Below are 1,124 nucleotides of genomic sequence, written 5' to 3' on the forward strand. Positions count from 1 at the left end.
CCGGTGGCGAAGTACGGCTGGACGGACGTGGCGCGCTTCGCCAAGCTCGGGATCCCGGCGCTCAACTACGGGCCGGGCGATCCCAACCTGGCCCATACCCGGGACGAGTACGTCGAGCTCGCCGCGATCGACGAGGCCGAGCGGCTGCTACGGGCGTACCTGTCCGGTGTCTCCTGACTGTCGTGTCCCTTGACCGCCTAGTCGCGATTTTTGTTACGCGTATGAGTCATCGGGGTTGACGTCGTGGATCCTCCTGTCTCGGCACGTTAGAGTTACTCGCGTATGTGCGGTGCCGGTCGGATGGGGGGGTCCGGATGGCCGGTGGTGCGGCGGGTTCGGGGGCTCGGCACCAGGCCTGGGCACGTCGATACGCAGGTGACATGCGTGCTCGGCGCCAAGCAGCGCTCCCCCCGTCGTCGGTCCGAAGATGTTGCGGCCGTGGGGGGTCTGCCAGGTGACGGACACTGTCTTCAGCCATGCACAGGTGGGGTTGGCCGCGGGGCCGGGCACGGATGCCATTCCGAAACCGCTGGACGGGGCCGATGAGCCCGCCCGGTACGACGGGTACGAGGTGGGCGCGGGCCCCGGCGCGGGTCCCGGCGCGGACGGAACATCCGACGGTGTCGTCGACTACCGGGCGAAGGTTCGCTGGGAACGGCCGTACGGCTGGCTGCTCGTGGGTTCCGACGCGGCCGCCTGCGTGGTCGCGGCGGGAGTGGCCTACCTGGTCCGCTTCGGCGGACTGGTTGAGTTCGACCTGAAGCCGGTCTCCGCGACGCCGTATGTCGCCATGTCGATCCTGCTGCCCGTCGCGTGGGTGTTGTCGATGTACCTGAGCCGGGCGTACGAGAGCCGGTTCCTCGGCAGCGGCTCGGAGGAGTTCCGCCGGGTCCTCAACGCCGCCGCGCAGCTCACCGCGGTGGTGGCCGTCCTGTCCTATGCGACCAAGGCCGAGCTCGCGCGTGCCTACGTGCTGATCGCCTTCCCGGCGGCGCTGCTGCTGACCGTGGCCGGCCGCGCCACCGCGCGCGGCTACCTGCACCGGATGCGCCGGGCGGGCCGCTGCCTGCACCGGGTGCTGGTGGTCGGGGCGGGGGACTCCGCGGCGGCGTTGGTCCGGCTGG

Annotated in this window: 1 protein-coding gene; it reads left to right on the forward strand. The window is 70.8% G+C overall.

Going from position 1 to position 1,124, the window contains the following annotated elements:
- Positions 1-454: 454 nt before the first annotated feature.
- Positions 455-1,124, forward strand: a 670-nt coding sequence (locus AC08ON_RS06295) for a Rossmann-fold NAD(P)-binding domain-containing protein (RefSeq protein ID WP_476616616.1), incomplete at its 3' end; no start/stop codon positions are given.

The organism is Frankia sp. CoWAU3, assembly GCF_977971855.1.